We start from the raw sequence: 24,828 nt of genomic DNA, 5'->3' as shown, positions 1-24,828 counted from the left end.
GTCGGGCCGCAGGCCTTCAAAACGGGATGCTGCGCCTTTAGAAGCGGAAGTGGCTGAAGGCCTTGTTGGCTTCGGCCATGCGGTGCACTTCGTCACGGCGCTTCATCGCGCCGCCGCGGCCTTCGGTGGCCTCCAGCAGCTCGTTGGCCAGGCGCATCGCCATCGACTTCTCGCCGCGCTTGCGGGCGGCTTCCTTGATCCAGCGCATCGACAGGGCCAGGCGGCGCACCGGGCGCACCTCGACCGGCACCTGGTAGTTGGCGCCGCCCACGCGACGGCTCTTGACCTCGACCATCGGCTTGACGTTGTTGATGGCAACGGTGAAGAGCTCCAGCGGATCCTTGCCGCTTTTCTTCTCCATGGTCTCGAGCGCGCCGTAGATGATGCGCTCGGCAACCGCCTTCTTGCCGCCTTCCATGATGACGTTCATGAACTTGGACAGCTCGACATTGCCGTACTTGGGATCCGGCAGGATTTCACGTTTGGGGACTTCGCGACGACGTGGCATTTCTTCACCTCTTCATATGCTTCAGTTGGCAAGCGCCGTGACGGTTCACCGGCCTGGCTTGCCGCGCAGATTCATCAAAACCTGCACTTACTCGACCCGAACACCGGGCCACCTTGCTCGCTGCAGCCTGCCATCGGCCGGCCTCGAGCACCAAAAATTGATTGACGATCAGGCCTTCTTGGGCCGCTTGGCACCGTACTTGGAGCGCGACTGCTTGCGATCCTTGACGCCCTGCAAGTCGAGCGAGCCGCGCACGATGTGGTAGCGCACGCCCGGCAGGTCCTTGACCCGGCCGCCGCGCACCAGCACGACGCTGTGCTCCTGCAGGTTGTGGCCTTCGCCGCCGATGTACGAGATGACCTCGAAACCGTTGGTCAGGCGCACCTTGGCGACCTTGCGCAGGGCCGAGTTCGGCTTTTTCGGCGTGGTGGTGTACACACGCGTGCACACACCGCGGCGCTGCGGCGAGTTTTGCATCGCGGGGCTCTTGGACTTGGTCGTCTCGACCGTCCGCCCGTGACGCACCAGTTGACTGATGGTTGGCATGAATATCCCTAGAACGTGAAAACACGTGGCATCCCACGTGGCGGATCGCGCCGCCCGCAAGCCCATGGCATGCAGGCCGGCGCGCTGATTCCCCGCAAGGCCCAAGGCAAAACGCCGCGCAAAACAAGATGCGCGGCCATGCCAAAAGCCTCCCAAAGCGGGAAAAGCCTTAAATTATAGTACGCCCGCGCCGGGGCCACAAGCGCCGCCGTACGCAGCGCGCGGGGCAAGCCCGACCCGGCGCCGCGGCAGGCCTTCAGCGCATGAACTTGCCGCTGCGGTCGATCATGGACAGCTCGACGAACTTCAGTCCGGTATGGTTGCCCGGACTGAAGCTGAGCTCCAGCCCCCCCAGATCGAAGTCGGTGATGCCGTTGAGTGCCGCAATCACGCGATCGCGCGAGGGCTTGGGGCCGGCGCGCCGCAGCGCCTCCACCAGCACCTTGGCGCTGGCGAAACCTTCCATCAATTGCGGCGACAGCTCGATGTCGCCCCGGGCCTTGGCCAGGGCGGCCGCCTCGCGGTTGATGCCATAGCCCATGGCGTGCACATTGGGAAACACCTGCGTGACGACGACGCCGCGCGAGGCCCCATCCAGCTGCTTGATGAAGCCACTCGATGCGTTGTTGGACAAGGTCACGATCTGCGCGGCCGAGCCGGCCTTGCGCAAGGCCTTCACGCCCTCGCTGACGGCCGTGCTGGAGCCGATCCACAACACCGCCTGGGCGTGGGCGGCCAGCAGCTGCGGCACGATGGCCGTGTAGTCGGGCTTGTTGCGGTCGGCCTTGATGACCGCGGCCGGCTGGAACTTCAAGCGCTCGAAACCCCTCATGGCGCCGGTCAGGCAGTCGGCGCCGAAGCTGTCGTCCGCATGCACCACGGCGATGCGCTCCTGGCTGGTGGTGTGCAAGTGCTCGATGGCCTTCTCGCTCTCGGCCTGATAGCTGGAGCGCACGTTGAACACATAGGGGTTGACCGGTCGGTGAAAGACCATGGCCCCGGTGGACGGCGCGATCAGCGCGATCCGGTATTGCGCCAGCAGGGGCAGGATGGCCTGGTTGTTCGGCGTGGCCCGGGTCATGAACAGCGCCACCACCTTGTGGTCCTCGATCAGCTTGCGCGCATTGTCGGCGGTCAGCCGGGGATCGAACTTGTCGTCCAGCGTGATCAGCTTGATCTGCTCGCCGTTGACGCCACCCTGGGCGTTGACATGGTCGAGGTACAGGTGGATGCCCTGCAGGTTCTCGCCCACGCCGGCCGCCACGGGGCCGGTGACCCCGGTGGTCTGGCCGATCAGGATCTGCGCCTGCGCGGCGCCGGCCAACCCCAGAACCAGCAGCGCCACCGCCGCGCGGCGCGCGCCCGACAGCCACCTGGCCAGATAGCGTGTTGCCTTGCTTGTCATGCCGACCTCTTCGCTTACGTTTTAGTACAAAGGATTGAGTTTGCGATGGTGATCATCGAGCGTCAATTAGGGGCCTTCCCTGCCCCGCGACACAGGCGCAGGGATAATTTGGCGCGTGAACCCAAGCAAACATCGCATCGTGGTCGGCCTGTCGGGCGGCGTGGACTCGGCCGTCAGCGCCTGGCTGCTCAAGCGCGCCGGGCACGAGGTGGTGGGCATCTTCATGAAGAACTGGGAGGACGACGACGACAGCGAATACTGCTCGTCCAACCAGGACTTCATCGACGCCGCCGCCGTGGCCGACGTGCTGGGCATCGAGATCGAGCACGTCAACTTCGCCGCCGAATACAAGGACCGGGTGTTTGCCGAGTTCCTGCGCGAATACCAGGCCGGCCGCACGCCCAACCCGGACGTGCTGTGCAACGCCGAGATCAAGTTCAAGGCCTTCCTGGACCACGCCATGCGCCTGGGCGCCGACCGGATCGCCACCGGACACTACGCCCGCGCGCGCTGGAATGAATCAACCGAACTGCACGAGCTGCTCAAGGGCCTGGACCCGTCCAAGGACCAGAGCTACTTCCTGCATCGCCTGAACCAGGCGCAACTGGGCAAGACGCTGTTTCCGGTGGGCGAGCTGCACAAGAGCGAGGTGCGCCGCATCGCCGCCGAGATCGGGCTGCCGAATGCGAAGAAAAAAGACTCCACCGGCATCTGCTTCATCGGCGAGCGGCCGTTTCGCGAATTTCTGGGCCGCTACCTGAAATCCCAGCCCGGCCCCATCAAGGACGAGCGCGGGCGCACCCTCGGCCGGCACGTGGGCCTGTCCTTCTACACCCTGGGCCAGCGCCAGGGCCTGGGCATCGGCGGCATCAAGGACAAGGGAGCCGCGCGCGGCGGCGGCACGCACGAGCCGTGGTTCGTGGCGCGCAAGGACATCGCCGCCAACACCCTGGTGGTGGTGCAGGGGCACGAGCACCCCTGGCTGCTGTCGCACCGGCTGACGTTCGACGACTGCGCCTGGGTGGCCGGCGCACCACCGGCCGCCGGCGCACATGCCGCCAAGACGCGCTACCGCCAGCAGGATGCCGCCTGCGAGCTGTCCGCCGGTGATCGCCCGGGCGTCTTCACGCTGGCGTTCCCCCAGCCCCAGTGGGCCGTCACGCCCGGCCAGAGCGCCGTGCTGTACGACGGCGAGGTCTGCCTGGGCGGCGGCGTGATCGCCACGGCATCCGCGCTGCCGCAGCAGCGGCCAGCGCCTGCGGTGGCGCCTGGGGCCTGAGCCTCAGTCCCGGCGCGACAGCCCCTCGGCGGCGGCCCGGCTGAGCACGCCGGCCACGATGCGGTCGCAGCGCGCGCCGTCGAAGGCAAAGGCATCGCCCAGCGTGGCGTCGATCTGGCTGGCCAGCCCCTCGCGCAGCAGGCTGCGGGCACGGAAAAAGCGCGTGCGCACGGTGGCTTCGGGAATGCCCAGGGCCTGCGCGACCTCCTCCACGCTCATTTCCTCCACCGCGCGCAGCATGAAGACGGTGCGAAAGACGTCGGGCAGCCGGTCGATGCGCGACTCCAGCAACTGGCGCAGCTCGGCGCGCATGGCGGCCGGCTCGGGCTGGCGGTTGGGTTCGTCGGTCAGGGCGGCCTGAATGGCGGGTTCGGGCGAGATCATGGCGGCGTCCAGTGGAATGACGGGTGCCTGCTTGCGGCGCAGGCGCCCGAAGGCCTCGTTGGCGACGATGCGCACCAGCCAGGTGGAGAGCTTGGCGTCGGCGCGAAAACTGCCCAGCGCCCGCCAGGCGCGCAAATAGGCCTCCTGCACCACATCCTCGGCCTCCGCGTCGTTCTTGACGATGCTGCGCGCGGTGCGAAACAGCAACTGGTTGTGGCGGCGCATGATGGCCTCGAAGGCGACCTCATCGCCGCGCGCGCCCCGGGCCGCCAATTCGGCGTCGCCGGTCTGGGCGTTGATGGGGGCGGCGCTTGGGCGCAAGGCGTTCAACATGGGCCTCTCCTTTGGGGCATTGGATGCGGGCGCGATGCAGGGCGTTCCCGGATTTCAAATAAAAACCGGGTATAGCCCGCATCCAGAGAGCGCGAGCAGCTATCGAATCAGGAGAAATCTCAAGGCGCGCGGTCGCCGCGGCTGGCCGTGATCGACTTGACGGGCGCGGCCTCGGGCGCCAGCAGCGTGCCCTGGCGCCAGCTCTTCCAGCTGGCCAGCGCCAGCCACAGCACCACCAGGCTGGCCAGCGCCAGCGCCACCACGGCCAGCATCTGCGCGGCAGGGTTCATGAAGGCCAGCCGCAGCGTGAGCGCCGCGAACGCCGCCAGCGGAAAGCCCAGCGCCCAGAAGCCGATGCCGAAGGGCTGCGCCAGGATGCGGCGCATCAGCGGCGCGCACCACAGCAGCATCAGCAGGGCCACGCCCCAGGCCATCCAGGCCAGCACGGGCGAGGCGCCCAGCTGCAGCGCGCCGCTGCCGACCAGCGCCGGCGGCGTGACGGCGATGAAGCTGGCCGGCAGCAGCCGATCGGGCCACAGGCCCTGCGTGGCAATGCGCGCCAGCAGCAGCGCCAGCACCACCGGCCACAGCAGCACGCCCATGCCGAACTGCGCCGCCGCCCAGCCGCCCGCGCCCAGCGGCACGCCCGCCAGCGGCGCCAGCACGTTGCCGACGACGGGGATGAACAGCACCGGCGTGAGCGCGGCCCAGCTCAGGCCCTGCTCGCGGTCGGCGCGCAGCCAGCGCCCCAGCGCCCACAGCGTGACCGCCAGCTGCAGCAGCGAGCCGGCCCACCACAGCGCCGCCAGCGGCGCCGACGTGCCGAACAGCGACACCCCCGCCGTGGCCAGCAGCAGCACCGACACCGGCACCGCGCCCAGAAAGGCATGCCGCGCCGGGTGCGCCAGCTCGGCCGCCACCGCCTCGGCCTGCACCTGCCAGCGAATCCAGGACAGCACCGCCAGCGCCACAAAGGCCAGCGCCGCCACGCCCGCCAGCACCAGCGCCACGCCGGTCGCCGTGTCGCCCAGCATCGGCATGGCCTGCAGCCAGGCCAGCGACAGCCCGGCCACGCCCATCACGATGGCGAACCAGTTGAAGGACAGGTGCTGGAGGTTTTCGGGGTGGCTGGACATGGCGCGGCGATGATACGGCCCGCGCCAAAGCCCTTGCAGTGGCCCAAGCGCGGTCAAAACTGATTCAGGTCAAGCTCCAAGCCGGGCGGCCCGGGGTAAATTGCACGGGTGGCCAGCGGTGGTGGTGCGGGCCGCGCTCTGTTCCACCCCGATCATGAGGTGTCCGCACCATGAGCAAGAAACCGGCCTCGCCTGCGCGTCCGCATTTCGTCTTTGCCAAGGACGGCTTCTACGGCGACATCGCACGCGTGCACCGTGCCGCGCAGCAGGCCCAGTACCACGAGCTGGAGCACGCCACCGGCTGGCGCAGCACCGGCGTCTATCACGAGCCGGATGCCAGGCGCAAGCTGGAGCGCCTGCTGGGCGTGCGCATCACGCGCTGGGACACCGATCCGGCGCAGGAAAACGGCGTCTTCTACCAGGGCTTTGCCGAAGGCGCCAAGGCCGAGGTGCCGGCCGTACACGCCGACTGGCCGCACGACGACGTGACCATCGTGGTCTACCTCACGCCCGGCCTGCCGGCCGACTGCGGCACCTCGCTGTGGTGCCACAAGCGCACCGGCCTGACGAACGCGCCGACGGCCGGCGACGCCCGGCGCCTGAAGCTGCCGCTGGCCGGGCTGCGCGCGCTGCTGGAGCGCGATGCCCGCCGGCGCGAGCGCTGGATCGAGACCGACCGCATCGGCTACCAGTGCAACCGCATGGTGGCCTATCCGTCGGGCTGCCTGCACAGCGCCACCCGGCACTTCGGCGGCGGCAACGACCATGGGCGGCTGTACCAGACCTTCCGCGTGGGGGTGGATTGGGCAAGCTTTCGCGCCAGTTGAGTCCGCGCTCAAACGGCGCCGTGGCGCACGCGCGGCTGGCTGAAGAACGCCAGCAGCAGACCCTGGTAGGCCCACAAATCCTTCGGCTTGGCGCGCACCATGCGCACCAGCAAATCGAGGCCCGCCGCATCCCGCACCGGCAACGCCTGGGCGATCAGCGCCACCTCGGTCAGCACTCGGCGCTCGTCGTCATTCAAGCGCCGGGGCAGGCGCACGAGCTGGCCCAAGCGCGCCACGCCATCGCGCTCGGCCGCGGCGCGATCGCCCCCGTAGGCGGAGGCGATCATCCGGGTCACCCGCGTGGTGACGTCGAACAGGTGCGGCGGCACCGCGCCGCCGAAGTTGAGCGCCACGTTGCTTTCGGTGAAGCGCAGCAGGGTCTTGTCGGGGCTGTGGTAGCCCGGCCGCGCGTCGATGCGCTTCTTTTCTTGTAGCGCCAGGCGCTGCAGCGGCGCCGACAGAGGCCGGAAACCATGCCGGTAATAGAACCAGAACGCGCCGCTGGCGATGCCGTCGGGGTTGTCCAGGCCGAACTGGTGCGCATCGACCTCGAAGTAGCGCACCTTGAAGGCCTGCCGGTAGGCGCGCAGCACCTGGCACATCATGAAGCCCGACTCGCCGCCGCGAAACGGCTCGAAGATGTTCATACCGAAGGCGGCGCGCTCGCCCATGACCCAGGCGCCGCCATACGCCACCGGCAGGCCGTTCTTGAACAGGGTGAAGCCGACGTAGGACTCCAGCGGCAGCTGGCGCTCGGGCGTCATGCCGAACAGGGCCACGGCCAGGCCGCGCTCCAGCGCGTACACGCGCAGCGCGCGCGCATCGAGGTAGGTGGCCGGATCGGTCTCGCGGCTGGTCAGGGCCATGGTGTTGCGCAGCACCCGGACCAGCTCGGCGCGCGCGTCGGCGCCCAGGCGGCGCGGCGGCGGCAGCGGCTGGTTCATCAGCGCCATGGGGTCGAAGCGGCGCAGCAGATCGGGCTGAAAAAAGACGCGCGCCACCGGCAGGCGGTTGCCGGCCTTGCTGAAGGCGGCGCTGGTGGGCTGCACGCGCACGTAGAGGTCGAGCGCGTCGAACAACTGGTCCTTGACGAAGGGCTGGGCGTCCAGGCGCGCCAGCTCGCCCACGATGAAGGCCAGCCGCCGCGCGGGCTTGACCTTGAGCGCGTCCAGCAGCGCGTCGTTGTCCAGGCTGGCGGTGGTCTCGTTGCGCTCCAGCGTGGGCAGCGTCAGCTTGAGCACCGCGTTCAGGTCCAGCAGCGGCTCGTCATAGCGATCGGGCACGACCTTGCAGTGCGGGTGCCCCAGCAGCCAGCGCACGCAGTCGTGCGTGAAGCGCGTGACGGTGTCGACCCACGGCATGCCGCGGTCGGCCCAGGCGGCCAGGTGCCGTCCGCGCCGGGCCTTGAGCCACACGGCCAGGCGGCGCAACTCGCGCTCGACCATGCCGCGCACCGCCTCATCGGGCGGATGCGCGGCGATGAACAGCAGCGTGTCGTGGTAGTCCGCCAGCGCGGCGTCGGCCGCCAGCGGCAGGGCCATCAGGCGCTGCAGCGCCTCGCGCTTGCGCTGGCTGGATTCGGCGTCGAACCGGTTGGCGCTCTCGCGCAGGGTGCGCAGCAGCGCGCTGCGTGACGGTGCTTGGGCCATGGCGCTCCTCCAGGGGACAACGGCGGCACCGGGCTGGCACCGCCGCGGCGGTGCGTGCGGGTCAGAACGGAATGTCGTCGTCCATGCCGCCAAAGCCGGCGTCGGGCCGGGCCGGCTCGGCGCGCGCGGGCGGGGGCGGCGGCCGGGCGGGCGGCGGGCGGGCGGGCCGCGGGGCGCGACGGGGCGTCGTAGCCGCCGCCGTAGCCGCCCTCGTCACCAGCCGGCGCGCCGGCGCCCTGGCGGCTGCCCAGCATCTGCATCTGGTCGACGCGGACCTCGGTGCTGTAGCGGTCCTGGCCGTCCTGGCCCTGCCATTTGCGGGTGCGGATGCTGCCTTCGACGTAGATCTGGCTGCCCTTGCGCAGGTACTGCCCGGCGATCTCGGCCAGCTTGCCGTTGAACACCAGGCGGTGCCATTCGGTGTGCTCGCGCGGCTCGCCCGACTGCTTGTCGCGCCACTTGTCGGTGGTGGCCAGGGTCACGTTGGCCACCTGGTCCCCGCTGGGAAACGAGCGCATCTCGGGGTCGCGCCCCAGGTTGCCGACGAGGATGACTTTGTTGACGGAGGCCATGGCGGAAGGGTCCCTGTGCTGTGCGTGGTGATTGGCCTCCCATTGTGCCGCATGGCCGCCGGCCGGCCCCGGGACGGTGGGTCAACGCGCCGGCGCGGCGGCGGCCGGGCGCAGCCCCGGCACGATCTGCGCCCAGCCCAGCACCAGCCACAGCGCCACCAGCACCGAGGTGCCGCCCAGCACGGCCGCATAGCCGCCGTGCTTGAGCAGCCAGCCGCCCAAGGCGCCGCCGGTGAACAGCCCCAGCGACTGCAGCGTGTTGTACACCCCCAGCGCCGCGCCGCGCGCGTTGGCCGGCGCCAGGCGCGAGATCAGGCTGGGCTGGCTGGCCTCGATCAGGTTGAAGGCAACGAAGAAGAAGAACATCACCCAGCCCATGGTCCACAGCCCCGGCGCCCGCGGCGCCAGCCACAACAGGGCCAGCTGCACCAGCAGCAGCAGCGCGATGCCGCCGCGCAGCACGGCGCGCAGGTAGCCGCGCCGCTCCAGCGAAAACAGCCCGCCCATCAGCACGAAGGAAGCCAGCACCGCCGGCAGGTACAGCTGCCAGTGGTTGGCCTTGGGCAGGCCGGCGCCCACCAGCAGCTCGGGCACCACCACCCACATCGACATCTGCACCGTGTGCAGCACGAACACGCCCAGGTCCAGCCGCCACAGGTTCGGGTGCAGCCACACGTCCTGCAGGCGCCCGCGCGGCTCGTCCTTGTGGCGCGCGGGCTCGTCGGGCGTGGCGCGCAGCACCACCACGACGCCGCCTACGGCCAGCAGCGCGGTCAGCCAGAACAGGCCCGACAGGTGGATGGCGCCGGCCAGCGGCGGCGCCACCACCAGCGACAGCGCGAACATGCCGGCGATGCTGATGCCCACCGCCGCCATGGCCTTGGTGCGCACCTCGTCGCGCGTCAGATCGGCCAGCAGCGCCGTCACCGCCGCCGACACCGCGCCCGCGCCCTGCAGCGCGCGGCCCACGATCAGCATGTGCACGCTGGGCGCCAGCGCCGCCACCGCGCTGCCCAGCGCAAACACCAGCAGGCCCGCCACGATCACCTTCTTGCGGCCGATGCGGTCGGACGCCAGCCCCAGCGGCACCTGCATCACCGCCTGCGTCAGGCCGTAGATACCCATGGCCAGCCCGATCAGCGCCGGGTCGTCGCCACCCGGGTAGCGCGCCGCCTCCAGCATGAACACCGGCAGCACCAGGAACAGGCCCAGCATGCGCAGCGCGAAGATGCCCGCCAGCGACTGGGTGGCGCGGCGCTCGTCGCCGGTCATGCGGTGGACGGGAGCGGTGGAGGGGGAAGTGGCAGTGGCAGCAGGCATCGACAGGCGGCACCCCAGAAAGAGCGTGGTGCGAAACGGTCAAACCCGGCATTTTCCGCCATCGCCGACCGAATGTCGCGAACGCGGCCCTGAAGGCCATCTTCAAGCCAGGGTGCCTGCCCGCCGCGCCCGCCGGCCAGGCGCGCATCCCGGCCAGCGGGTGCGTCATGCACGGCAATTTCCGATAATGGCAGGTTGCCCATGAACGACCTGTCCCACCACCACCCTCTGGCCGACGCCGACGCCGACGCGAGCGAGGGCCTGCCCCTGGCCGCCGCGCTGCGCCAGCAGCGCATCAGCGTGCGCGGCGCGCGCACCCACAACCTGAAGAACATCGACCTGGACATCCCCAAGGACCAGCTGGTGGTGATCACCGGCCTGTCGGGCTCGGGCAAGTCCAGCCTGGCCTTCGACACGCTGTACGCCGAGGGCCAGCGCCGCTACGTGGAAAGCTTGAGCGCCTACGCGCGGCAGTTTCTGCAGCTGATGGACAAGCCCGACGTCGATTTGATCGAGGGCCTGTCGCCGGCGATTGCCATCGAGCAGAAGGCCACCAGCCACAACCCGCGCTCCACCGTGGGCACGGTGACCGAGATTCACGACTACCTGCGCCTGCTGTTTGCCCGCGCCGGCACGCCGTATTGCCCCGAGCACGATCTGCCGCTGGCCATTCAGACCGTAAGCCAGATGGTGGACGCCGTGCTGGCCCTGCCTGCCGAGACGCGGCTGATGATCCTGGCGCCGGTGGCGCGCGAGCGCAAGGGCGAGTTCGGCGAATTGCTGACGCAGATGCAGGCGCAGGGTTATGTACGCTTTCGCATCGACGGGCAGATCGTGGAGGCCACGGACCTGCCCGCGCTGAAAAAAGCCGAGAAGCACGACATCGACATCGTGATCGACCGCCTGAAAGTCAAAGAGGACATGAAGGCGCGCCTGGCCGACAGCTTCGAGGCCGCGCTGCGCCTGGCCGGCGGGAGGGCGATTGCGCTGGAGATGGACTGCGGCGCCGAGCACCTGTTCAACAGCAAGTTCGCCTGCCCGGTGTGCAACCACTCCATCGCCGAGCTGGAGCCGCGCCTGTTCTCCTTCAACGCCCCGGCCGGTGCCTGCCCGCGCTGCGAGGGCCTGGGCAGCACCGAGGTGTTCGACGCGGAGCGCGTGGTGGCCTTTCCCAGCCTGAGCCTGGCCAGCGGCGCCATCAAGGGCTGGGACCGGCGCAACGCCTATTACTTCGCGCTGATCGAGGCGCTGGCGGCGCACTACCGCTTTGATGTGGAAGCGCCGTTCGAATCGCTGCCGGCGCGTGTGCAAGCCGCCATCCTGCACGGCTCGGGCGAGGAACAAATCAAGTTCAGCTACACCTTCGAGAGCGGTGCCTCGGCGGGCAAGAAGGTGAACAAGAAGCACCCCTTCGAAGGCATCCTGCCCAACATGGCGCGGCGCTACCGCGAGACCGACTCCACCGTGGTGCGCGAGGAGCTGGCGCGCTACCGCAGCCAGCAGCCCTGCCCCGACTGCGGCGGCTCGCGCCTGAATACCTCGGCGCGCCATGTGTTCATCGGCGAGGGCGCGCAGCGCCGCGCCATCTACCAGGTCAGCCACGTCACGCTGGGCGAGGCCAAGGCGTACTTCGACGCCCTGCAGCTGGCGGGCGCCAAAGCCGAGATCGCCGCCAAGGTGGTGCGCGAGATCGGCAACCGCCTGCAGTTCTTGAACGACGTGGGGCTGAGCTACCTGAGCCTGGAGCGCAGCGCCGAGACGCTCTCCGGCGGCGAGGCGCAACGCATTCGCCTGGCCAGCCAGATCGGCAGCGGCTTGACCGGCGTGATGTACGTGCTGGACGAGCCCAGCATCGGCCTGCACCAGCGCGACAACGACCGGCTGATCGCCACGCTCAAGCACCTGCGCGATCTGGGCAACAGCGTGCTGGTGGTAGAGCACGACGAGGACATGATGCGCGAGGCCGACCACATCGTGGACCTGGGCCCCGGCGCCGGCGTGCACGGCGGGCGCGTGATGGCGCAGGGCAGCTTCGCGCAAGTAGCGGCCACGCCCAGCTCGGTGACCGGGCAGTTCCTGCGCGGCGAGCGCGCCATCGCCGTGCCGCCCAAACGCCGGCAATTCAAAAATGATAGCTGCTTGCGCACAGTGGATGCGGGCCAGGGCCTCAAATCACCCAAAACTCCCGACGCCACCCCCACAGGCGTGCTACGCATCGTCGGCGCGCACGGCAACAACCTCAAGCAGGTCACGGCCGACTTTCCGGTCGGCCTGCTGACCTGCGTGACCGGCGTGTCGGGCTCGGGCAAGAGCACGCTGGTCAACGACACGCTGTACGCCGCCGCCGCGCGCGAAATCCACCGCGCCCACCTGGAGCCCGCGCCGCACCAGGCCATCGAGGGGCTGGACCAGTTCGACAAGGTCATCGCCGTCGACCAGAGCCCCATCGGCCGCACGCCGCGCAGCAACCCCGCCACCTACACGGGACTGTTCACCCCCATCCGCGAGCTGATGGCCGAGACCGCCACGGCGCGCGAGCGCGGCTACGGCCCCGGGCGCTTCAGCTTCAACGTGCCGCAGGGCTCGGGCGGCGGGCGCTGCGAGGCCTGCCAGGGCGACGGCGTGGTCAAGGTCGAGATGCACTTCTTGCCCGACGTGTACGTGCCCTGCGACGTGTGCCACGGCCGGCGCTACAACCGCGAAACGCTGCAGGTGCAGTGGAAGGGCCGCGACATCGCGCAAATCCTGGACATGACGGTGGAGCAGGCCAGCGCCTTCTTTGCCGATCAGCCCGCCATCGCGCGCAAACTGCAGACGCTGCTGGACGTGGGCCTGAGCTACATCACCCTGGGCCAGAGCGCCACCACCCTCTCGGGCGGCGAGGCGCAGCGCGTCAAGCTGGCGCTGGAATTGAGCAAGCGCGACACCGGCCGCACGCTCTACATCCTGGACGAGCCCACCACCGGCCTACACTTTGCCGACATCGAGCTGCTGCTGAAGGTGCTGCAGCAGCTGGTGGACGCCGGCAACACCATCGTGGTGATCGAGCACAACCTGGACGTCATCAAGACCGCCGACTGGATCATCGACATGGGCCCCGAGGGCGGCGACGGCGGAGGCACCGTGGTGGCACAGGGCACGCCGGAGACGGTGGCGGCCTGCGCGGGGAGTTTTACGGGGCGCTACCTCAAACCCCATCTGCGGCACGCAGCCGCAGGTGCTTGAAAACCCACCGGCCTCCACGAATCCCGGGACGGTTCACATTTCCTGACCTGCGCTATATTGGCCGGTGTCACACCCCCTCCAGGAGGACTGCATGTCGATCAAATCCATTTTCCAATCCACCGTGGCGGCACTGGCTTTCGTGGCCGCTGGGCCGCTGTTCGCCCAGGGCACGCCCATCAATGCCGCGGCGTTCGACGCGCTGGTCGCGCAGGGCCCCGTCGCCGATGCGGCGACCATCGCATCGAGCCCCTGGGCCAGCAAGATCAAGCAGGCCGGCACGCTGCGCCTGGGCGGCACGCAGACCTCGAATCTCTTCTCGCTGCTCAACGAAAAAGACGGCAGGATGCGCGGCTTCGACGCTGGCTTGGCGCAACTCATCGCGCGCTACATCCTGGGCGATGGGGCCAAGATCCAGTTCACGCAGGTGACTTCGTCCACGCGCGAGCAGGTGCTCATCAACGACCAGGTGGACATGGTGCTGGCCACTTACTCCATCACCCCCGCCCGCGCCGAGAAGATCTCGTTCGCCGGCCCGTACTACACCTCGCAGGCCGGGGTGCTGGTCAAGGCCAGCAACAAGGCGATCCAGTCGTACAACGATCTGGCCGGCAAGAAGGTTGCCACGCAGGCGGGCTCCACGGGGCCTGCGATCCTGGCGCAGTACGCGCCCAAGGCGGTCGTGCAGGAGTTCCAGACGCACCAGGAAGCCCTCGACGCGCTGCGCCAGGGACGCGTGGACGCCTACGTGACCGACTACACGCTGCTGCTCAACGCCCTGAGCCTCGGCTCCGGCGACACCAAGCTGGCGGGCGCGCCCTTTGGTGCGCAGGACCCGTACGGCATCGGCCTGCCCAAGGGTTCGGACGGCGTGGCCTTCGTCAATGCCTTTCTGAAGAAGGTGGAAGCCGACGGCACCTGGGCCAAGCTGTGGACCATCTCCATCGGCGAGCGCACCGGCAGCACGGCCGTGCCGACGCCGCCCGCGCTGCCCTGATCCAGCGCTGCACCGCTTTCCCCGTTTCGCTGGGCTAGCCCATGGGCGAGGTTTCCAGGCTCCTGGTCGACTACGGGCCTGCCTTCGGGCAGGCCCTTTTGCTAACCTGGAAGCTCACGGCACTGTCGTTCGTGCCCGGCTTCCTGCTGGGCGTGCTGGTGACGGTGCTGCGGCTGCTGCCGCTGCCGCCGCTGCGCTTCGTGCTGACCGGCTACGTCGAGATCTTCCGCAACATTCCCAGCGTGGCGCTGCTGATCTTCATCGTGTTCGCGCTGCCCGATCTCGAGGTCGTGATCGACTATGAGCCCAGCGTGATCCTGACGCTGGCGCTGGTCGCCTCCGCCTTCACGGCGGACTACCTGCGCGCCGGCATCAACACCGTCGCCAGCGGCCAGATCGAAGCCGCGCTCAGCCTGGGGCTGCGGCCGCTGCGCGTCATCACCGCCATTGTCTTGCCGCAGGCGCTGCGCGCGGTGGTGCAGCCCATGACCTCGCTGCTCATCGCGCTGATGCTGTCGACCTCGCTGGCGTCGCAGGTGCCGTTTCCGGGCCGGGAGCTGACCGCGCTCGTGTCCAAGATCGCCACCGACTCCGCCGCCGGCATTCCCGCATTCATGGTGGCCGCGGCGATGTACGTGGCGACGGGCCTGCTCATCGCCTGGGCGGGCGCCGCCCTGGAGAAGAAGGCACGGATTCTGAAATGAAACACCCCCAGTCTCCACTCGCTGCGCGATGTTTCGCCTCCCCCCTCAAGGGGGCATCGCCCCTGGCCGGGGAAACCCCAGCCACGGCGATCGCTGGCATGGCCTGCTCCGCGGCCACCGGACTCTTTAGGTTTCATGCCCTGCCGGTGATGCACAGCGCCATGGATCACTGAAATGGGCCGTCGGCTGCAAGACATCCTGTTTGGCGCGCCAAGCCCCCGGGCTCAGGCCGCCACGCGGGCGATGAGCGCGGTCTCGGCGGCCATGCTGCTGCTGCTCGCCGCGGGCATCGTGCTGCGCTTTCACAGCGCAGGGCAGCTCGACGCCCGGTTCTGGAACTTCTTCGCCTGGGCTACGACCTGGTCCTTCCTGGGCCAGGGTCTGCTCGGTACCATGGCGTCGGCGGCAATGGCCGCCGTCATCGCACTGGCCCTGGGGCTGGTGCTGCTGGTCGGGCGCCTGGCGCGGCCGCGGCTGCTGCGCTGGCCGAGCGTCGCGGCCATCGAGTTCTTGCGCGGCACGCCGACGCTGCTGCTCATCTATGTGTGTTTTCTGGTGCTGCCGCAAGTCGGCATCAAGCTCAGCACCTACTGGATGCTGACACTGCCCGTAGCCTTGAGTACCGCCGCCGTGGTGGCCGAGGTCTACCGCGCGGGCGTGCTCGCCGTACCGCGCGGCCAGACCGATGCCGCGCGCAGCCTGGGGCTGACCGAGGCCCAGGTGTTTTTCTCCATCGTCTTTCCCCAGGCCCTGCGCTACATCGTCCCGGCACTGGTCGCGCAACTGGTCATCGTGGTCAAGGACACCACCTTCGGCTACGTCGTGACCTACGGCGAACTGATGCAGAACGCCAAGGTGCTCATTGCCAACTACCACGCGCTGGTGCCCGTGTACCTCGTGGTCGCGGTGCTTTACTGCTTGGTCAACTACGCGATATCGAAGGCCAGCCAGCGGCTCGGTGGGCCGATGCATTGAGCTTCAGGCATGCGCGGCCTGCGCGGCAATGCGGCGCGCCAGTTGCAGGCGCTCTTCGGCGCGATCCAGCCCCTGGATGAAGCGCCGGGGTATGCCCTGCAGGCCCACCATGGCGCCCACCAGCGCGCCGGTGAGCATGGCACGCGCCTGGTTCTGGCCGCCGCCGTTGATGGCGTGCAGCACGGCGCATTCGAAATCGTCGGCAAAGCGGGCGGCCAGGTGATAGGCCGCCGGCAGCTGGTGATAGATGGCGCAGGGCATGCCGTAGACCAGCGAGACCTTCCACGCCGGCTCGATGCGCACGTCGGGGTCGAGCGCGGCGGCGGCGATGCAGCCCATGCCCAGCAGCGCGTCGGGCGAGGCGAACTGCCCGGCCTGGCGCGGCCGCTCCGGTCCGTCGGGCACGGCGTCCTCGCCCGGCTTGGTGACGCTGTGAAACGGCAGGCGGCCCTCGCGCACCAGGCCCATCAGCGTGCTGCTGATCTGCCCGTCGAAACGCACGCCCTGCACCAGCTGCCCCAGCGCCAGCGCGTAGGCGGTGGTCATCGCGCCCACCGTGGCGTCGATCTGCGTCAGCGCGGTGTTGCCGCTGACGTGGCGCGCCGCGGCCTGTGGGTCGCGCGCATCGCGCACGGCGATCGCCAGCACGCGCTCGGCGGCCTCGGTGGTGTCGGCCCAGCCGCCGACCTCGCCCCAGGGCTTGCCCAGCTTCACGCGCAGGCGGAACGACTCGCGCATCGACTGGCTGGTGTAGCCGCCGGGACCGTTGTTGGGCGTGCCGTCGATCAGCGGGAAGAAGTCGCGGTCCATGCGCTGGCAAAAATCGGACTCGTCGTAGCCGCCGCGCTCGGCCAGCGACTTCATGGTCAGCTCCAGCAGCCAGCCCGCCTGCGACGACTCGCCGGCCTTCAGCCCCGTGTGATAGCGCCCCGGCTTGGGCGTGGTGTAGTCGCTGATCCAGGGGCCGTGGGCGGCGTGCAGCTCGTCGAGGTCGTAGTACCAGTGCGGGCCCACGCCCAGCGCCTCGCCGATCAGCGCGCCCATCAGGGCGCCGGTGGCGCGGTCTTCAAAGGTGGTGGTGGACATGGCGGAACTCCGGTTCGATCCGCGCACGATAGCCCGATTGGCCGGCCGACGCTGCGGCCACCCGCGAAGCCTGCGTCGAGCACGTCAGTACTTCACTCGTACACCACCACCCGGTCGCCCACCTTCACCTGCTCGTACAGCCACTTGGCCACCTGGTAGTCGCGCAGCTGGCTGCAGCCGTGCGAGCCGCTGGCGTAGCCGTTCTCGGCAAAGTCGTCAGAGAAGTGGATGGCCACGTTGCCGGTGTAGAACAGGGCGTAGGGCATGGGCGTGCGCTCGCCGAAGATCTTGGACACCGTGTCGTTGTTCTTGTACCAGACGCGGAACTCGCCCAGCGGGCTGTCCCAGCCGGGGCGCGAAAACCGCGCCTCGCGCGTGAACTGGATCTGCCCGTCCACCACGTAGGACATCTTCTTCTGCGCCTTGGAGATGCACACCACCCGGCCGGTGGCGCAACGCGGATCGAGCTGCTGCGTGAGCGTGCTGGCCGGCGGCGCACTGAACAGCTGCGCGTAGCGCGGGTTGCGCGTGGCGGCGATCAGCCGGGCCCAGGCACGCTCGTCCATCACCTCGCTGGCGGGCAGGCCGGCCTTGACGCGCCAGGCGGATACGGCCTGCCGGGTGGCCGCGTTCAGCTCGCCGTCGGTGGGGCCGGTGTAGGAGCCGGCCTGCCGCAGGCGGTCCTGCAGCTCCATGATGTAGCCCGGGTGCTGCGGGCCGGTGAACCAGGGGCCGATGTCGGTGTTGTTCAGTTCGGCGGCGGTGGGGTCGAAGGACCTGGCGCGCAGCACGTCCCAGGTCTTCTGGTCGACCACGCCGGTGACGGGCAGGTCGTTTTCGCGCTGCAGCTTTTCGACCGCCGTGCGGGTGACCGCGCCGAACTGGTCGTTGGCGTCGTACGTGGCCAGGTAGCGGGCGTGCCGCAGGCGGATTTGCAGCTCGCGCACCTGGGGCGATGTCATCTTGAAGCGCAGCGGCTGCGCCAGCGGTGCGGGGGCACTGAAGGGGCGCGGCGGGATGTGGGCCTCGCGAGGGCTGGTGGACGCGGGCGGGGTGGTTTGCAGGTTGGCCTGGGCGGGCGCCATCGAACAGGCCAGGCCGCAGGCGGCGAGCAGGCTGAGGGAGAAAAAGCGTGACGGGTTCATGGGACGTGCAAGCGGTGCGGCGGTTTGGCAAGCGCAGCGGCGGATCGGATGGATGCGCTGCCGGCCCTCACCCCTGCCCTCGCCCAGAGGGAGAGGGGGTCAACAGCCTCTTGGTGAGTGGATGGGCGCAAGCGTAAGACACGCCCGCTGGCCTGCGATTGACGCCGATCAAGCCCCTAGCGCATGCGCCGCCACAGCGTGACCTCGGACAGCGTGTGCTGGAACTTGCGTTTCGTCTCGCGGATGACGAAGGGCACGCTGCGCGGTGCGCCCATCATGTCGAAGTGCGGGCCCAGCAGCGCCTTGAGGGCATCGAGCGTGCGCCAGCTCTCGCCGTCCTTCTTGAAGCCGCCCAGCCATTGGTCGCGCGGGGTGTGCTCGGCCAGCCAGGTGTAGGGCGAGGTGATCATCAGCACGCCGCCCACGTTCAGGCGTTCGTGGATGGTGGTGACGAACTGGGCCGGGTCGTACAGGCGGTCGATCAGGTTGGCGGCCAGGATCAGGTCGTAGCCGCCGAACTGCGGCTTGAGGTTGCAGGCATCGCCCTGCCAGAAGGCCACGCGCGCGGCGGTGTCCTGCAGGTCCAGGTCGGCCAGGTTGACGGCCTTGTATTCGACCAGCTCGCCCTCCTCCACCGCCGTGTAGCGCACCGTGTCGCCGCGCGCCAGGGCCACGCCCTGGTCGATGAAGCGGGCCGAGAAATCGACGCCCTCCACGTGGTCGAAGTGGCGCGCCAGCTCGAACACCGCGCGCCCCACGGCGCAGCCCAGGTCCATCGCCCGGCGGCGCGGGCCGTGGCCCACGGCCTCGACGGCGATCTGCGCCAGCGCCTGGGGGAAGTTGGGCACGCCGTAATACGTCGCCCCGTAGTGGAACTCCATGTACTGGGTGATCAGGTCGTCGGTCTCGTAGTGCGAGGCCGGCGCGCGCACCGGCGCCGCGGCCACCACGGTGCGAAAGCCCGCGTGCTGGAAGAAGTGGCGGCGGAAGGCGTAGCGCGACTCGGGCTCGGCCTCGTTGCCGCAGGCGATCCACGAGCCGCCCTTGATGAGGTTGTGCCGCTCGTCGAACGTAGGCGTGGTGAAGTCGTCATAGATCGGATGGGTCTTGAAGCCCTCGAACGGGTAGGTGGGCGTTTCGGTCCATTGCCAGGCGTTGCCCACCACATCGCAGAACGGCCCGTGCTTGAAATGGTCCACCGGGCAGGACGAGGCCCAGTGCCCCAGATAGAGGTTGGCGTTGGCCGGTTGCTCATCGCTCAATTGCCAGCCGCTGGTGGCCAGGATGCTGTGCCATTCGTCCTCAGTCGGCAGGCGCACCGGCTGGCCGGTCTGCTGCGCGCGCCAACGGCAGAAGGCGCGCGCCTCCAGGCAGTTGACTTCCACCGGCCAGTTCCAGGGCATCTCTACTACCTGCGTCATCAGGCGCAGGCGCCAGCCCTCACGGCCCTGCACCCAGAATGTTGGATGCATGGCCTTGGCGAAGTCGCGCCAGCGACGGCCTTCGTCGTCCCAGAAGGCGTCGTGCGCGTAGCCGCCGGCGGTGACGAACTCCAGGAACTCGCCGTTACTCACCAGCAGGCGGCTGGCCTGGAAGGCGGGCACCTCGGCAGTGTGGTGGCCGTACTCGTTGTCCCAGCCGTAGCGCTCGCTGTCGAAGGGCTTGCCCAGGGTGACGCTGCCCGCGGGCACGTCCACCAGCGTGTTGGGCGGCGCCTCGCCACTGTCCTGGCACACCGGCCACTGCGGCTGCGGGCGCACGTAGTCGAGGCGGTGCTGGCGGATCAGCACCGAAGATGTTTCCAGGTGGATGCGCTCGTGCTCCACGCCCATCACGATGGCCCACCAGGGGTTGTTCCAGTCCACGGGCAGGGTGAGCGGCGCGGTGTCGATCAGGCGCAGCACCAGGGCGCGCACCTGGTCGCGGTAGGCCTGCACCTTGGCCACGGGGGGCCAGTCGTAGTGCGCGTCGTCCAGGTCGTCCCAGCTCATCTCGTCCACGCCGACGGCGAAGATGGATTCCAGATGCGGGTCGATGCGCTCGGCGATCAAGCGCGTCAGCAGCAGCTTGTTGACGAAGAAGGTGGCGGTGTGGCCGTAGTAGAAGATCAGCGGGTGGCGCAGGGTGATGGGCCGCTGGACCCAGGCCGCGTCACACGCCAGGGTGCGAAACAGCGACTCGTAGGCGTCGAAGGTCTGCACGAAGTAATCGCGCAGGCGCTGGCGAAAGTCCTGCGGGTCGGCGGCGTGCAGGGCCAGGCGCCGTGGCAGCCTCACCAGGGCGGATGGCGATTTCAAGACGGTGGCGTCAACGCGGTTCATCGGTGTGTGGGACTCTTCGGGTCGTCGATGCCCGCAGGTTAGCACCGCGGCCAAGCCGCCCCGGCAGGCAGGGATTTGCCGCTCACCCCCGCGAGCGCGCGCGCTCGAACAGCTGCCCCAGCGCCTCGAAGGGCAGCAGGGCCGAGCCATGGCGGTTGGGCACGTCGCGCACCAGCGCGAACATCGCCAGCTCGGGCCAGTCGCTGTCCTCGCGCTCGCCCTTGAGGATGGCGCGCAGCTGCGCGCCCACGCGAAGCACCGTGGCCTCGTCCAGCTCGGCCAGGTGGTCGGCGACGATGCCGGTGCAGGCCTGGCCCAGCGCGCAGGCGCGCACGCTCCAGCCCAGCTGCTGCACGCGCCCCTCGGCAATCACCGCGTCCAGCGTCAGCGCGCTGCCGCACAGGCGGCTGCGCACGCTGACCGAATCGGCCGGCGGCACGGGCAGGCGCTGGTCGGCGTGCACGCGCCGCTGGTGGCGCTTGAGCGTGCGGTAGAAGTCCTCGAGGGATTCTTCGGTGAGTTCAAACATGGGCCGTTTCGCCAGGCTGGCGCATCTGATCCATGCCGCATTGTTGCGCGAGCGCGCGCGGCGCGCAGCAGCGGGCCGTCAGCCGGCGCGCGCGCTCGGCCGCTCGGCCACCCGGTCGCGCCAGGCCTGCAGCGCGGCAAAGCCCTCGGCGCCGGCGTTGAACTTCATCAGGCGCGCGAACTCGATGGCGCAAAAGGCGGTGATGTCGGCGATGGTGAAGCGCGCGCCGGCCATCCAGTTCTGTTTTTGTAGCACGTCGTCCAGCCAGCGTGCCGACTCGCGCACCTTGACGCCCTGCGACTGGCCAAAATCGGGAAACTGCGGCTGCTCCAGCGCGGCCAGGCCGGGGTGGGTGTGGCGCACGCAGTGGGCAATGGGCAGCAGCCAATACCACTCCACGCGGCGGTCGTGCATCTCGATGAAGGCGCGCTCGTCGAAGCCCTCGCCCATCAGATTGGGCTGGGGGTGCAGGCCCTCCAGGTAGCTGCAGATGGCGCGCGTTTCGCTCAGCACGCGGCCGTCGTCCAGCTCCAGCGCCGGCACGCGCGCCACCGGCACCTTGGCGCGATAGTCCGCCGCGCGGTGCTCGCCGGCGTTCAGGTCGATCGGCACGGAATCGATGCCGGTGATGCCCTTTTCATGCATGAACATCTGCACGCGGCGGGGGTTGGGGGCGCGGGGGGCAATGTAGAGTTTCATGATTTTGCTATTTTGTATGCAGCTGATTGCGGTTGATTGGTGCGGGCTGGAGCCATTTTTCGCTTAAATTTTTGCACCGGTGACCATGTTGCGCGCCTGGGCGGCGTACTCAGCCGCCTTGGCGTCGCCGTCGCGCGTCAGATCGACCTTGGCCGGGGGCTGCTCCAGGCCGCGCTGCACGGCCGGGCGGGCGCGGATGGCGCCGCGCCAGCGCTTGAGATGCTCCAGCCCCTCGATGTCGATGCCCGACCAGCGGTGCGTGCGCACCCAGGCCCAGTTGGCGATGTCGGCAATGGAGTAGTCGCCGGCCAGCCACTCGTGGCGCGCCAGATGGCCGTCGAGCACCTCGAACAGGCGCCGGCCCTCGGCCTGGTAGCGGTCGATGGCGGGCTGGATCTTCTGCGGGAAGTAGCGGTAGAACACGTTGGCCTGCCCCATCATCGGCCCCACGCCACCCATCTGGAACATCAGCCACTGCATGACGCGCGAGCGGCCCTTGGCGTCGGCGGGCATCAGGCGGCCGGTCTTTTCGGCCAGGTAGACCAGGATGGCGCCGGACTCGAACACGACGAAGTCATCCCAGTCGTGGTCGACGATGACGGGGATGCGGCCGTTGGGGTTGAGCGCCAGAAAATCGGGGCGCTTCTGCTCGCCGGCGGCCAGGTCGAGCACGCGCAGCTGGTAGGGCAGGCCCAGTTCCTCCAGCGCGATGGAGACTTTGTGGCCGTTGGGCGTGGCGGCGGTGTGCAGGGTGATCATGCGGGCATGGTAATAAGCATCTGAGAACTTTGTCTTTGGATGGCCGCGCCGGCGCGGGGACAATCGCAGCCCTTGTCCGTTTGCCCTTCGCCCCCCACCATGCGTTTCCTGCTTCGACTGCTGCTGCCCGGCCTGGCCTGGGCCGCCACCGGCCTGGCCCTGGCGGCGTCGCCGCTGGTCACGCCGCTGCAACTCAAGGCCCTGGGCGAGGCCGGCGCGCGCGTCATCGACATCCGCGAGGGCTCCGCCTACGCGCTGCAGCACGTGCCGGGCGCGGTGTCGGCCCCCTACGGGCGCTGGCGCGCCGCCGGCAAGAACCCCGGCCTGCCGCCCACGCTGTCCGAGATGACCGCGCTGGTGCAGGAGCTGGGCTTGAGCCCCGACACGCCCACCGTCGTGGTCTACACCGGCATCGACGCCACCGACTTCGGCGGCGCCGCGCGCGTGTACTGGACGCTCAAGTCGCTGGGCGTGCGCCAGCTGGCCATCCTCAACGGCGGCCTGACGGCCTGGAAGGCCGCCGGCCAGCCCGTCAGCGACCAGGCCGCGGTGGCGCCGCGCAGCCGCTGGCAGCCGCAGTTCAACCCCCAATGGCTGGCCACGCGCGAGCAGGTGCGCGCCAGCCTGGAGCAGCCGGGCGTGCTGCGCGTGGACGCGCGCCCCGCGCCCTACCACCAGGGCCGCATCGCCACCGACCTGGCGCACGCGCGCGGCACGCTGCCGGGCGCCGTCAACCTGGACAGCGAAAACTTCTTCGAGCTGGGCAGCGCCGCGCTGATGGACAGCATGGCGCTGGAGGACGAGGCCGACAAGCTGAAGGCCGCGCCCGGCGAACCCATCATCACCTTCTGCAACGCGGGCCACTGGTCGGCCACCGACTGGTTCGTGCTGTCCGAGCTGCTGGGCCGCCCCGGCGTGCGCATGTACGCCGGCTCGATCATCGACTGGACCAGCGCCCCCGCGCCCCTGCCCATGGACAACGAGCCCGGCCGCTGGCAGCAGCTGCGCTACGCCGCGCTGACCTGGGCGCACCGCAACCTCGGTACGAAAGCACCATGAACACCCTGGCTTCTCCTTCGATCACCGCACCGGGCGAGCCGACGGCAAGCCGCCCGGCCGCTTCCAGCGCCTGGCAGCGCCGCCTGCCGCTGTCCGTCGCCATCGCCGCGCTGTTCGGCTGGCTGCTGTGGTCGGTGTCGGCGCGCCAGGCGCTGCTGCTGCTGGTGGGCGTGGGGCTGGGCGCCACGCTGGCGGCGGCGCGCTTCGGCTTTACCACCGGCTGGCGCGTGCTGGTCGAAAAGCGCGACCCCAGCGGGGTCTACGGCCAGATCGTGCTGCTGGCCCTGCTGGCCGCGCTGTCGATGCCGATCGTGGCGCACTACGCCGAAACCACCGCCGCGCTGGGCCCGCTGTCCGTCAGCCTGCTGGTGGGCGCCTTCGTGTTCGGCCTGTGCATGCAGGTGGCCGACGGCTGCGGCTCGGGCCAGCTCTACAAGGCCGGGCTGGGCCTGCCGCTGAACATGGCCATCCTGCCGATGTTCGTGCTGGGCAGCTTTGCCGGCTCGGTGCAGCTGGGCGACTGGCTGGCGCTGGGCGCGCTGCCCGCCGTGGGCCTGGTGCAGCGCTGGGGCGCGGGCGGCGCGCTGGCGGCAACGCTGGCGGGCCTCGCCGTGGTCACCTGGCTCGTCGGGCGCTGGAGCGGCCAGCCCTTCGACCCGCGCCGCATCCCGCGCCGCTGGCTGTGGGGCGCGCTGGCGCTGGCGCTGCTGGCCACGCTCAACCTGTTCATTGCCGGCCAGCCCTGGGGCATCGTCTACGGCTTTGGGCTGTGGGGCGCCAAGGCGGCCACGGCGCTGGGCGTGTTCGACCCCGCTGCCAACGCCTTCTGGAGCGACCCCGGCCACGCCGAGCGCCTGCGCGAGACCCTGCTGCTGGACGTGACCAGCATCACCAACATCGGCATCCTGGCCGGCGCGCTGTGGGTGGCCGCGGGCCGCCAGCAAACGCCGCGCCCGCTGAGCGGCACGCAGTGGGCCGTGGGCCTGGTAGCGGGCTTCCTGCTAGGCTACAGCTCGCGCCTGGCCTTCGGCTGCAACGTGGGCGCCATGGTCAGCGGCATCAGCACCGGCAGCGTGCACGGCTGGGTGTGGGTGCCGCTGGCCTTTGCCGGCACCCTGGTGGGGCTGCGCGTGCGGCGCCGTTTCTTCTGAACGGAGCGCACCATGCTCAACGCCACCGCTCGCCGCACCCTGTTCTGGATTGCCCTGGTCGGCTTCATCGGCTGGGACTTCGTGCACTCGGCCCCCGTCAACCTGCGGCTGGAGCCGCCCATCATCACCGCCGGCTCGGGCACGCATGTGAATGCCGGGCACTGCGCGATGCCCAAGTAGGGCGCGGCCGAGGCGCTCGGCAAATCCTGATTTGATAGCTGC

General features: G+C 69.5%; 23 protein-coding genes. 9 read left to right on the top strand and 14 right to left on the bottom strand.

Going from position 1 to position 24,828, the window contains the following annotated elements; translation table 11 throughout:
• Positions 1–37: 37 nt before the first annotated feature.
• From rpsG to H6927_04675, 3 genes are all read right to left on the bottom strand, one after another.
• On the bottom strand, positions 38–508 hold the full coding sequence (gene rpsG / locus H6927_04685) for a 30S ribosomal protein S7 (GenBank protein MCP5217389.1): 471 nt from the start codon (positions 506–508) through the stop codon (positions 38–40).
• Positions 509–676: 168 nt separating this feature from the next.
• On the bottom strand, positions 677–1,054 hold the full coding sequence (gene rpsL, locus H6927_04680; GenBank protein ID MCP5217388.1) for a 30S ribosomal protein S12: 378 nt from the start codon (positions 1,052–1,054) through the stop codon (positions 677–679).
• 256 nt (positions 1,055–1,310) lie between these two features.
• The gene (locus H6927_04675) at positions 1,311–2,459 is read right to left on the bottom strand and encodes an ABC transporter substrate-binding protein (GenBank protein ID MCP5217387.1); all 1,149 of its coding nucleotides are present in this window, start codon (positions 2,457–2,459) and stop codon (positions 1,311–1,313) included.
• Positions 2,460–2,574: 115 nt separating this feature from the next.
• On the opposite strand from H6927_04675, the gene mnmA reads away from it, so the two are divergent.
• On the top strand, positions 2,575–3,738 hold the full coding sequence (mnmA, locus tag H6927_04670) for a tRNA 2-thiouridine(34) synthase MnmA (protein MCP5217386.1): 1,164 nt from the start codon (positions 2,575–2,577) through the stop codon (positions 3,736–3,738).
• Between the two features lie 3 nt (positions 3,739–3,741).
• Here mnmA and H6927_04665 read toward each other — a convergent pair whose 3' ends face one another.
• Both H6927_04665 and H6927_04660 read right to left on the bottom strand, forming a co-directional pair.
• Positions 3,742–4,455 (bottom strand): RNA polymerase sigma factor, encoded by a 714-nt coding sequence (locus tag H6927_04665; protein MCP5217385.1) that lies wholly within the window; start codon positions 4,453–4,455, stop codon positions 3,742–3,744.
• 119 nt (positions 4,456–4,574) lie between these two features.
• Complete coding sequence (locus H6927_04660) at positions 4,575–5,591, bottom strand: C4-dicarboxylate ABC transporter (protein ID MCP5217384.1); 1,017 nt, start codon at positions 5,589–5,591, stop codon at positions 4,575–4,577.
• A 170-nt stretch (positions 5,592–5,761) separates the two neighbouring features.
• On the opposite strand from H6927_04660, the gene H6927_04655 reads away from it, so the two are divergent.
• Positions 5,762–6,418: a hypothetical protein gene (locus H6927_04655; protein ID MCP5217383.1), complete on the top strand. Its 657-nt coding sequence runs from the start codon at positions 5,762–5,764 to the stop codon at positions 6,416–6,418.
• A gap of 8 nt (positions 6,419–6,426) precedes the next feature.
• Here the strand turns inward: H6927_04655 and H6927_04650 are convergent, their stop codons facing one another.
• The 3 genes from H6927_04650 to H6927_04640 all read right to left on the bottom strand — a co-directional run bounded on the left by H6927_04650 (position 6,427) and on the right by H6927_04640 (position 9,911).
• Positions 6,427–8,067, bottom strand: coding sequence for a hypothetical protein (locus tag H6927_04650; protein MCP5217382.1), 1,641 nt, complete (start codon positions 8,065–8,067; stop codon positions 6,427–6,429).
• Positions 7,959–8,639 carry a single-stranded DNA-binding protein gene (gene ssb, locus H6927_04645; GenBank protein MCP5217381.1) on the bottom strand — a complete coding sequence of 227 codons (681 nt, stop codon included), beginning with the start codon at positions 8,637–8,639 and terminating at the stop codon, positions 7,959–7,961. Before ssb ends, H6927_04650 begins: the two co-directional genes overlap by 109 nt.
• A gap of 81 nt (positions 8,640–8,720) precedes the next feature.
• Positions 8,721–9,911 (bottom strand): MFS transporter, encoded by a 1,191-nt coding sequence (locus tag H6927_04640; protein MCP5217380.1) that lies wholly within the window; start codon positions 9,909–9,911, stop codon positions 8,721–8,723.
• Between the two features lie 249 nt (positions 9,912–10,160).
• Between H6927_04640 and uvrA the strand changes: the two genes are divergently transcribed.
• From uvrA to H6927_04620, 4 genes are all read left to right on the top strand, one after another.
• A complete protein-coding gene (gene uvrA, locus H6927_04635; protein MCP5217379.1) occupies positions 10,161–13,184 on the top strand; it encodes an excinuclease ABC subunit UvrA in 3,024 nt (1,007 codons plus the stop codon).
• Positions 13,185–13,275: 91 nt separating this feature from the next.
• Positions 13,276–14,178, top strand: coding sequence for a glutamate ABC transporter substrate-binding protein (locus tag H6927_04630; GenBank protein ID MCP5217378.1), 903 nt, complete (start codon positions 13,276–13,278; stop codon positions 14,176–14,178).
• Between the two features lie 41 nt (positions 14,179–14,219).
• Entirely contained in the window at positions 14,220–14,882 is a 663-nt protein-coding gene (locus tag H6927_04625; GenBank protein MCP5217377.1) for an ABC transporter permease subunit, read from the top strand.
• Between the two features lie 174 nt (positions 14,883–15,056).
• Positions 15,057–15,857: an amino acid ABC transporter permease gene (locus tag H6927_04620; protein ID MCP5217376.1), complete on the top strand. Its 801-nt coding sequence runs from the start codon at positions 15,057–15,059 to the stop codon at positions 15,855–15,857.
• Positions 15,858–15,860: 3 nt separating this feature from the next.
• On the opposite strand, the gene H6927_04615 is transcribed toward H6927_04620, so the two are convergent.
• The 6 genes from H6927_04615 to H6927_04590 form a co-directional block, all read right to left on the bottom strand.
• Entirely contained in the window at positions 15,861–16,943 is a 1,083-nt protein-coding gene (locus H6927_04615) for an ADP-ribosylglycohydrolase family protein (GenBank protein MCP5217375.1), read from the bottom strand.
• 92 nt (positions 16,944–17,035) lie between these two features.
• A complete protein-coding gene (locus H6927_04610) occupies positions 17,036–18,088 on the bottom strand; it encodes a murein L,D-transpeptidase (protein MCP5217374.1) in 1,053 nt (350 codons plus the stop codon).
• 176 nt (positions 18,089–18,264) lie between these two features.
• The gene (gene ovoA, locus H6927_04605; GenBank protein ID MCP5217373.1) at positions 18,265–20,409 is read right to left on the bottom strand and encodes a 5-histidylcysteine sulfoxide synthase; all 2,145 of its coding nucleotides are present in this window, start codon (positions 20,407–20,409) and stop codon (positions 18,265–18,267) included.
• 82 nt (positions 20,410–20,491) lie between these two features.
• A complete protein-coding gene (locus H6927_04600) occupies positions 20,492–20,938 on the bottom strand; it encodes an iron-sulfur cluster assembly scaffold protein (GenBank protein ID MCP5217372.1) in 447 nt (148 codons plus the stop codon).
• A 78-nt stretch (positions 20,939–21,016) separates the two neighbouring features.
• Entirely contained in the window at positions 21,017–21,637 is a 621-nt protein-coding gene (locus H6927_04595; protein MCP5217371.1) for a glutathione S-transferase family protein, read from the bottom strand.
• A 63-nt stretch (positions 21,638–21,700) separates the two neighbouring features.
• Positions 21,701–22,396 (bottom strand): glutathione S-transferase N-terminal domain-containing protein, encoded by a 696-nt coding sequence (locus H6927_04590; protein MCP5217370.1) that lies wholly within the window; start codon positions 22,394–22,396, stop codon positions 21,701–21,703.
• Positions 22,397–22,495: 99 nt separating this feature from the next.
• Between H6927_04590 and H6927_04585 the strand changes: the two genes are divergently transcribed.
• The 3 genes from H6927_04585 to H6927_04575 are packed head-to-tail and all read left to right on the top strand — an operon-like array spanning position 22,496 to position 24,786.
• On the top strand, positions 22,496–23,455 hold the full coding sequence (locus H6927_04585; GenBank protein ID MCP5217369.1) for a sulfurtransferase: 960 nt from the start codon (positions 22,496–22,498) through the stop codon (positions 23,453–23,455).
• Positions 23,452–24,606: a YeeE/YedE family protein gene (locus H6927_04580; protein MCP5217368.1), complete on the top strand. Its 1,155-nt coding sequence runs from the start codon at positions 23,452–23,454 to the stop codon at positions 24,604–24,606. Before H6927_04585 ends, H6927_04580 begins: the two co-directional genes overlap by 4 nt.
• 12 nt (positions 24,607–24,618) lie before the next feature.
• The gene (locus H6927_04575) at positions 24,619–24,786 is read left to right on the top strand and encodes a hypothetical protein (GenBank protein ID MCP5217367.1); all 168 of its coding nucleotides are present in this window, start codon (positions 24,619–24,621) and stop codon (positions 24,784–24,786) included.
• Positions 24,787–24,828 lie beyond the last annotated feature (42 nt).

The organism is Burkholderiaceae bacterium (assembly GCA_024235995.1).
GTDB lineage: Bacteria > Pseudomonadota > Gammaproteobacteria > Burkholderiales > Burkholderiaceae_C > Ottowia.
This window is presented reverse-complemented; position numbering and strand designations above follow the sequence as displayed.

Excerpts from the sequence above, each read along its gene's own strand:
- H6927_04610 (MCP5217374.1), bottom strand. The coding sequence starts at position 18,088 with ATGAACCCGTCACGCTTTTTCTCCCTCAGCCTGCTCGCCGCCTGCGGC.
- H6927_04585 (MCP5217369.1), top strand. The coding sequence starts at position 22,496 with ATGCGTTTCCTGCTTCGACTGCTGCTGCCCGGCCTGGCCTGGGCCGCC.
- H6927_04630 (MCP5217378.1), top strand. The coding sequence starts at position 13,276 with ATGTCGATCAAATCCATTTTCCAATCCACCGTGGCGGCACTGGCTTTC.
- H6927_04675 (MCP5217387.1), bottom strand. The coding sequence starts at position 2,459 with ATGACAAGCAAGGCAACACGCTATCTGGCCAGGTGGCTGTCGGGCGCG.
- H6927_04665 (MCP5217385.1), bottom strand. The coding sequence starts at position 4,455 with ATGTTGAACGCCTTGCGCCCAAGCGCCGCCCCCATCAACGCCCAGACC.
- ovoA (MCP5217373.1), bottom strand. The coding sequence starts at position 20,409 with ATGAACCGCGTTGACGCCACCGTCTTGAAATCGCCATCCGCCCTGGTG.
- H6927_04650 (MCP5217382.1), bottom strand. The coding sequence starts at position 8,067 with ATGGCCCAAGCACCGTCACGCAGCGCGCTGCTGCGCACCCTGCGCGAG.
- H6927_04595 (MCP5217371.1), bottom strand. The coding sequence starts at position 21,637 with ATGAAACTCTACATTGCCCCCCGCGCCCCCAACCCCCGCCGCGTGCAG.
- H6927_04575 (MCP5217367.1), top strand. The coding sequence starts at position 24,619 with ATGCTCAACGCCACCGCTCGCCGCACCCTGTTCTGGATTGCCCTGGTC.
- ssb (MCP5217381.1), bottom strand. The coding sequence starts at position 8,639 with ATGGCCTCCGTCAACAAAGTCATCCTCGTCGGCAACCTGGGGCGCGAC.
- rpsG (MCP5217389.1), bottom strand. The coding sequence starts at position 508 with ATGCCACGTCGTCGCGAAGTCCCCAAACGTGAAATCCTGCCGGATCCC.
- H6927_04600 (MCP5217372.1), bottom strand. The coding sequence starts at position 20,938 with ATGTTTGAACTCACCGAAGAATCCCTCGAGGACTTCTACCGCACGCTC.
- H6927_04655 (MCP5217383.1), top strand. The coding sequence starts at position 5,762 with ATGAGCAAGAAACCGGCCTCGCCTGCGCGTCCGCATTTCGTCTTTGCC.
- H6927_04590 (MCP5217370.1), bottom strand. The coding sequence starts at position 22,396 with ATGATCACCCTGCACACCGCCGCCACGCCCAACGGCCACAAAGTCTCC.
- H6927_04580 (MCP5217368.1), top strand. The coding sequence starts at position 23,452 with ATGAACACCCTGGCTTCTCCTTCGATCACCGCACCGGGCGAGCCGACG.
- H6927_04615 (MCP5217375.1), bottom strand. The coding sequence starts at position 16,943 with ATGTCCACCACCACCTTTGAAGACCGCGCCACCGGCGCCCTGATGGGC.
- H6927_04640 (MCP5217380.1), bottom strand. The coding sequence starts at position 9,911 with ATGACCGGCGACGAGCGCCGCGCCACCCAGTCGCTGGCGGGCATCTTC.
- H6927_04620 (MCP5217376.1), top strand. The coding sequence starts at position 15,057 with ATGGGCCGTCGGCTGCAAGACATCCTGTTTGGCGCGCCAAGCCCCCGG.
- rpsL (MCP5217388.1), bottom strand. The coding sequence starts at position 1,054 with ATGCCAACCATCAGTCAACTGGTGCGTCACGGGCGGACGGTCGAGACG.
- H6927_04660 (MCP5217384.1), bottom strand. The coding sequence starts at position 5,591 with ATGTCCAGCCACCCCGAAAACCTCCAGCACCTGTCCTTCAACTGGTTC.
- H6927_04625 (MCP5217377.1), top strand. The coding sequence starts at position 14,220 with ATGGGCGAGGTTTCCAGGCTCCTGGTCGACTACGGGCCTGCCTTCGGG.
- uvrA (MCP5217379.1), top strand. The coding sequence starts at position 10,161 with ATGAACGACCTGTCCCACCACCACCCTCTGGCCGACGCCGACGCCGAC.